The organism is Micromonospora sp. B11E3 (genome assembly GCF_039871625.1).
GTDB lineage: Bacteria > Actinomycetota > Actinomycetes > Mycobacteriales > Micromonosporaceae > Micromonospora.
Map to the genome: position 1 here is coordinate 37151 of NZ_JBDPMC010000058.1, position 6277 is coordinate 43427.

Here is a 6277-nt window from a genome sequence, read left to right on the forward strand (position 1 = left end):
TCAGCCCCCCGTGCCCTGCTGGCTGGTGACCGAGGGCTTGCCGTTGGCCGGCTGCGGCACCCCGATCACGCGCCCGTCCGGCAGCCGGATGTACGCCGGCTCCTCCGCCTCGACCATGCCCAGCCGCTTGGCGGCGGCGGTGAGGTTGCCCGGCGCCTCCGCCTCGGCGATGTCCTTCTCCAGCTGCTGCTGGTCCACGTCGAGCTTGGCCTGCTGCTGCTGGAGCTTCTCCAGCCGGAACGAGTTCTCGTTGATCTTGGTGTTGACCAGCAGGATGCCCAGCACGCCACCGACCACGAGCACCAGGATCAGCGCCACGAACGGCGCCCGCGGCACCGACACCGGCGGCGGCGGCGCGACCCGCAGGCGCGGCGACGGGGTCGCCGCCGGGCGGGAACGCTCGGCCGGGCGCAGCGCGGCGGTGCCGTTGAGCGGGAACTCGCGCGGCCCCCCGGCGCGAGTCTCCGCCTGCCGGTCGAGCCGGCCGGTCCCGGGTACCGGAAGCCCGGTCCGCGTGGTCCGCTGCGCCGCGGTCCGGCCCCCCGACCGCGGTGCGCGCTGCCCGACGCCGGTGTCCCGGACGCCGCGCTTGTTGACGTTCATGTCCCCTCCCCCTCTTCGTCCGTCCCTGCCCCGTCCACCGGAGTCGGCCGAGCCGACCCCGTCCCCGGTTGGTGCATCGCCTTGACCCGGCGGCGGTACCGTTCGCGGTCGGTCCGCCGCCGCTCGGCCTCCGGGTCGATCCGTTCCGCGGCCCGCAGGCGCACCGAGGCGGCGCGCGGGTTCACGGCGACCTCCGCCTCCCCGGGAAGCTCGGCGCCCCGGCTGAGCAGCCGGAACGTCGGGCCCGACCCGGGCAGTTCGACCGGGAGGTCGACCGGGCCCTTGCTGCGGACCCGGTCGGCGAGGGCCGCCTTGGTGAGCCGGTCCTCCAGCGAGTGGTAGGACAGGACCACCATGCGGCCACCCAAGGTGAGCTTGTCGAGAGCGGCCGGCAGCGCCGTCTCCAGCGCCGCCAACTCCCTGTTTACCTCGATCCGTAAAGCCTGAAACGTTCTCTTCGCCGGGTGTCCCCCGGTTCGTCGGGCTGGTGCCGGAATGTTCTCCACGACCAGCTCGGCGAGCCGCGCCGACGAGGTGATCCGGGCACGCTCGCGCTCCCGGACGATCGCCGAGGCGATCCTGATCGCGAACTTCTCCTCGCCGTACACCCGCAGCACCCGGGCCAGGTCCGGATGGGGATAGGTGTTGACCACCTCCTCGGCGGTCACCCCCCGGGTCTGGTCCATCCGCATGTCCAGCGCGGTGTCCTGCGAGTAGGCGAACCCGCGGTCGGGCGCGTCGAGCTGGAGCGAGGAGACGCCCAGGTCGAACAGGACCCCGTCGACCGCCGGGTAGCCCAGCCGGGCGAGCACCTCGGGCAGCTCGTCGTAGACGGCGTGCTCGAGGTGGATCCGGTCGGCGAACCGGGCCAGCCGGACCCGCGCGTGGGCGAGGGCCTCGGTGTCCCGGTCCAGGCCGATCAGGATCGTGTGCGGATGCGCCTCCAACACCGCCTCGGCGTGGCCGCCCAGGCCCAGCGTGGCGTCGACGTGGATCGTCCGGTCAGCCCTGCCCAGCGCGGGGGCCAGCAACTCGAGACACCGCTCAAGCAGCACCGGCACGTGCGTGCCGCGAAGCTCCCCCATGTCGACCCCCACTGGTTGAACCGTCCGTTCTCTCGCCGCGACTGCCGCCGGACGACGCCTCCGTCGTACCGCCAGATCCCCATCCGCTCCCGCCCGCCGGAGGCCGCGGCCCTCCGATCAGATCGTGCGCCTGGCACCGGGGAAGGGGTGCCAGGAGCTCGAAAGCGGCTGGAGATCTCGCAGTACGTCGGACGTCGTCACGCCCTACAGACCGCCGGGCAGCACCCCCTCCTCGATGTCGGCGAAGTCGTCTTCGCTCTCGGCGAGGTAGGCCTCCCAGGCCGCCTTGTCCCAGATCTCCACCCGCGTGCTCGCCCCGATCACCACCAGGTCCCGGTCGAGCCCGGCGTAGCCCCGCAGGTGGGCCGGGATGGTGACCCGGCCCTGCTTGTCCGGGACCTCGTCGTGCGCGCTGGCGAAGAAGACCCGGCTGTAGGCCCGGGCCGCTTTGTGCGTCATCGGCTGCGCGCGCAACTGGTCGGCGATGCGCTGGAACTCGGGCATCGGAAAGACGTAGAGGCAGCGATCCTGCCCTTTCGTGATCACGACACCCCCCGCCAGCTCATCCCGGAACTTCGCCGGCAGGATCAACCGGCCCTTGTCGTCCAGGCGCGGGGTGTGGGTGCCGAGAAACATCGGCCCAACCCCCTCGCCCTTTCAGCGGCGTTCGCGGCGCCGCCTCCCCCCGGGCCGGTGGACCCTCCCGGCCCCACCATCGCGCCCCACTCTACTCCACTTCCCTCCACCTGCAACCAGAATCGCCCGCGCGGCGCGCCCTTTCCGCGCGCAAAACCGCACGTCAGAAGGGGTGGGGCGGAGTGGAGGGCCGACACGGCCCCCCACCACGTCCGCTACCCGACATAGATCGACACCATCCGGCCGAGCGCCCGCTGACCGTCCGCGTAGAGCCTCCGCCCGTCCGCGGGGAGCCCCCCGGCCATCCGCGGGGGAGCCCCCCGGCCGTCCGCGGGTAGCCCCCGGCCGTCCGCCGGGGGCCACCGGCCGAACGGTTCGCCGTCGGCGGCGATCTGGCGGGGGCGGCGGTCCGGTAACCTCGCTCGGGTGACGGACGCGAAGATGCCCCTGCGGGCGAAGGTGGCCAGCTCCGTGTCGCGGACCGCTGCGGCGCTGTCGCGAGCTGCGGGCCGCGGCGACGGATCGGTGATCGGCGGGTGGATCGGGCTGAAGATCGACCCCGACCTGCTGGCCCACCTCTCGGCCGGACGCGCCATCGCGCTCGTGTCCGGCACCAACGGCAAGACCACCACGACCCGGCTGGCGGCGGCCGCCGTCGGCGTCCTGGGCCGGGTGGCCACCAACTCGTTCGGTGCGAACATGCCCACCGGCCACACCTCGGCGCTGGCCAAGGCCGGCAGCACCCCGTACGCGGTGCTGGAGGTCGACGAGCACTACCTGGCACAGGTCCTGCGGTCCACCGAGCCGCACGTGGTGGCGCTGCTGAACCTCTCGCGCGACCAGCTCGACCGGGCCAAGGAGGTCGCCATGATGGCCCAGCTCTGGCGCGCCGCGCTGGTCGACCATCCCGACGTACGGGTGGTGGCCAACGCCGACGACCCCATGGTGGTGTGGGCGGCCACCCCGCCGGTCGACCCGGCCCGGGGCATGCGGGCGCCGCACGTCACCTGGTTCAGCGCCGGCCAGCGCTGGCACGACGACTCCTGGGTCTGCCCCGAGTGCGGCCACAGCATCCAGCGCTCGGGTGAGCAGTGGTGGTGCAGCGGGTGCCCGCTGCGCCGCCCCGAGCCGCAGTGGACCGTCGAGGACGACGGCGTGCTGGACCCGACCGGCGCGTGGCACAAGGTGAGCCTGCAACTCCCGGGCCGGGTCAACGTGGGCAACGCGGCCACCGCGCTCGCCGTCGCCGCCGAGTTCGGCGTCCGCCCGGTCGACGCGGTCTCCCGGCTGGCCGCCGTCACCTCCGTGGCCGGGCGCTACGCGCAGGTGGAGCGGGAGGGGCGCAACATCCGGCTGCTGCTGGCGAAGAACCCGGCCAGCTGGCTGGAGGCGTTCGACATGGCGGACGTGGCGCCGACCCTGCTGTCCATCAACGCCCGGGACCCGGACGGGCTGGACACGTCCTGGCTGTTCGACGTCGACTTCGCCCCGCTGCGCGGCCGGCCGGTGCTGATCACCGGCGACCGGGCGTTCGACCTGGCCGTCCGCCTCGACGTCAACGACGTGCCGTTCCAGCACGTCCGGACGTTCGCCGAGGCGGTCCGGGCGGTCCCGCCCGGCCGTCTGGAGGTCATCGCCAACTACACCGCCTTCCAGGACATCCGAGCGGAGCTGGACCGTGTCAACTGAGAGCCTGCGTATCGTCTGGATCTACCCCGACCTGCTGTCCACCTACGGCGACCGGGGCAACGTGCTGATCCTGGCCCGCCGGGCGCAGCTGCGCGGGATGCCGGTGGAGGTGCTGGAGGTCCGCTCCGACCAGCGGATGCCCTCCACCGCCGACATCTACCTGATCGGCGGCGGCGAGGACGGCCCGCAGGCGCTGGGCGCGCAGCGGCTGCTCGCCGACGGCGGCCTGCACCGGGCCGTCGCCCAGGGCTCCGTGGTGTTCGGGGTGTGCGCCGGCTACCAACTCCTCGGCACCTCGTTCTTCGCCAAGGGCACGCAGTACCGGGGGCTGGAACTGCTGGACCTCTCCTCCGACCGGGGCCCCACGCGGGCGGTGGGCGAGCTGGCCGGCGACGTAGACGCCCGGCTCGGCCTGCCGGCGCTGACCGGCTTCGAGAACCACGGCGGCCGCACCCGCCTCGGCCCCAGCGTCTCCCCGCTGGCCCGGGTCACGGCGGGCGTCGGCAACGACGGCACCACCGAGGGGGCGTGGCGGGGCAAGCTGCTCGGCACGTACTCGCACGGTCCGGCCCTGGCCCGCAACCCCGCCCTGGCCGACCTGCTGCTGCGCTGGGCGACCGGCGCGCACCAGCTTCCACCCCTGGACGACACCTGGGCCGACCGGCTCCGCGCCGAGCGCCGCGCCGCGGTGGCCGCCGCCCGGGCATGATCGGCGCCGTCCGGCGGCTCCTGCGGCAACCGTCGGCGCGCCGGTTCGCCCTGCTGTTGCTCCTGCTCGCGGCGTTCGCCGCGGTGCTGCCGGTGCTGACCCGGCCCGAGGTGACGCAGCTACCGCGGCTCGCCGACTCCCTCGGTCCGTACGCCCCGGTCGCGGCCGTGTTCGGCGGCGCGTTGCTGCTGGTCGCCCTGGTGCCCCGCACCTTCGTCACGCTCGCGTCGGGGGCGGCCTTCGGCCCGGTCGAGGGCGCCGCGTACGCCCTCGGCGCCGCGCTGCTGGCCGCGGCGATCGGCTTCGCCGTCGGTCGGGGGCTGGGCCGCGAGTTCGTCGCCGAACGGGTACGCGGCCGGCTCGCCCGGCTGGACGGCTGGTTCGCCCGGCAGAGCGTGCTCGGGGTGGTCACCGTCCGGCTGCTGCCGATCGCCGGCTTCGGCCTGGTCAGCTACGGCTACGGCACCACCGGGGCGCGGGTGCTGCCGTTCCTGGTCGGCAGCGTCGTCGCCTCCGTCCCGACCGCGTTCGGCTACGCCGCGATCGGCGCGGCGGTCACCTCGCCCGGCCCCGTCAACTGGTACGCCGCCGCGCCGGCCGCCCTGGGCCTCGTCGCGAGCGTCGTGCTCGCGTACCGCTGGTGGCGGGCGGAACGCCGGCGCCGTACGGAGGCGGCCCGGTGAGCGCGCGGAGCGCAGCGAAGCGGAGCCCCGCAGCCACGAACGAAAGGCCAGCACCCGTGAGCGCGCGGAGCGCAGCGAAGCGGAGCCCCGCAGTCGCGAACGAAAGGAAGCTCCGGTGAGCGCGGAGGAGCTGCTGCCGGGCGGGTGGATCTCGGAGGTCGCCCGCGTCGGGGACACCGTGCGGCGCACCCCGCCGGCCAACGCCGCGTACGTCGCCGACCTGCTGCGGCACCTGGAGCGGGTGGGCTGCCCGGTGGCGCCGGCGTACCTGGGCGTCGACGAGCGGGGCCGGCAGGTGCTGGGCTACCTCGACGGGCGGGTGCCGTGGCGGGATCGGGAGGAGTCGGCGTACTTCTCCGACGCCGCGCTCGCGGGGGTGGCCCGGCTGGTCCGGGCGCTGCACGGCGCCTGCGCCGGCACCCCGCTGGCGGGCGACGCGGAGACGGTCTGCCACCACGACCTCTCCCCCAAGAACACCGTCTACCGCGACGCGGGGCAGGGGCCGCTGCCGGTGGCCTTCCTGGACTGGGACCTGGCCGGCCCTGGCCGGCGGGTCGAGGACGTGGCCTTCGTCTGCTGGCACTGGGCCGAGCTGGGCCCGGGCGCGGACCCGCAGGAGCTGGCCCGCCGCTGCCGGGTGGTCCGGGACGCGTACGGGCCGCTGCCGGGCGCCGACGAGTTGCTCGACGTGATGCTGGCCCAGGTCGACGGCACCTGGCGAGGCATCGCCGAAGGCGCCGAGCGGGACGCCCCGGGCATGCGCCGCCTACGCGACGCCGGCGTGGTGGAGGCGGTCCGGGGCTGGCACGCCTGGCTCCAGACCCACCACACGACGCTGACCGCCCTCCTGACCCCCTAGCCCCACCCCCACC

7 protein-coding genes are annotated in these 6277 nt (G+C 74.7%); 4 read left to right on the forward strand and 3 right to left on the reverse strand.

The genetic code is table 11. The features are described from left to right. From ABGB16_RS24430 to mraZ, 3 genes are all read right to left on the reverse strand, one after another. On the reverse strand, window positions 1-603 hold the full coding sequence (locus ABGB16_RS24430; RefSeq protein WP_347670429.1) for a hypothetical protein: 603 nt from the start codon (window positions 601-603) through the stop codon (window positions 1-3). Next, window positions 600-1688, reverse strand: coding sequence for a 16S rRNA (cytosine(1402)-N(4))-methyltransferase RsmH (gene rsmH, locus ABGB16_RS24435; protein ID WP_347670435.1), 1089 nt, complete (start codon window positions 1686-1688; stop codon window positions 600-602). Before rsmH ends, ABGB16_RS24430 begins: the two co-directional genes overlap by 4 nt. Before the next feature lie 204 nt (window positions 1689-1892). Then, entirely contained in the window at window positions 1893-2324 is a 432-nt protein-coding gene (mraZ, locus tag ABGB16_RS24440) for a division/cell wall cluster transcriptional repressor MraZ (RefSeq protein ID WP_347670430.1), read from the reverse strand. A 441-nt stretch (window positions 2325-2765) separates the two neighbouring features. Between mraZ and ABGB16_RS24445 the strand changes: the two genes are divergently transcribed. From ABGB16_RS24445 to ABGB16_RS24460, 4 genes are all read left to right on the forward strand, one after another. Then, window positions 2766-4013 carry a MurT ligase domain-containing protein gene (locus tag ABGB16_RS24445; protein WP_347670436.1) on the forward strand — a complete coding sequence of 416 codons (1248 nt, stop codon included), beginning with the start codon at window positions 2766-2768 and terminating at the stop codon, window positions 4011-4013. Then, window positions 4003-4722 carry a glutamine amidotransferase gene (locus tag ABGB16_RS24450; protein ID WP_347670431.1) on the forward strand — a complete coding sequence of 240 codons (720 nt, stop codon included), beginning with the start codon at window positions 4003-4005 and terminating at the stop codon, window positions 4720-4722. Before ABGB16_RS24445 ends, ABGB16_RS24450 begins: the two co-directional genes overlap by 11 nt. After that, on the forward strand, window positions 4719-5405 hold the full coding sequence (locus ABGB16_RS24455) for a VTT domain-containing protein (RefSeq protein WP_347670432.1): 687 nt from the start codon (window positions 4719-4721) through the stop codon (window positions 5403-5405). Before ABGB16_RS24450 ends, ABGB16_RS24455 begins: the two co-directional genes overlap by 4 nt. Window positions 5406-5520: 115 nt before the next feature. Continuing rightward, complete coding sequence (locus ABGB16_RS24460; RefSeq protein ID WP_347670433.1) at window positions 5521-6264, forward strand: phosphotransferase; 744 nt, start codon at window positions 5521-5523, stop codon at window positions 6262-6264. Window positions 6265-6277: the final 13 nt, after the last annotated feature.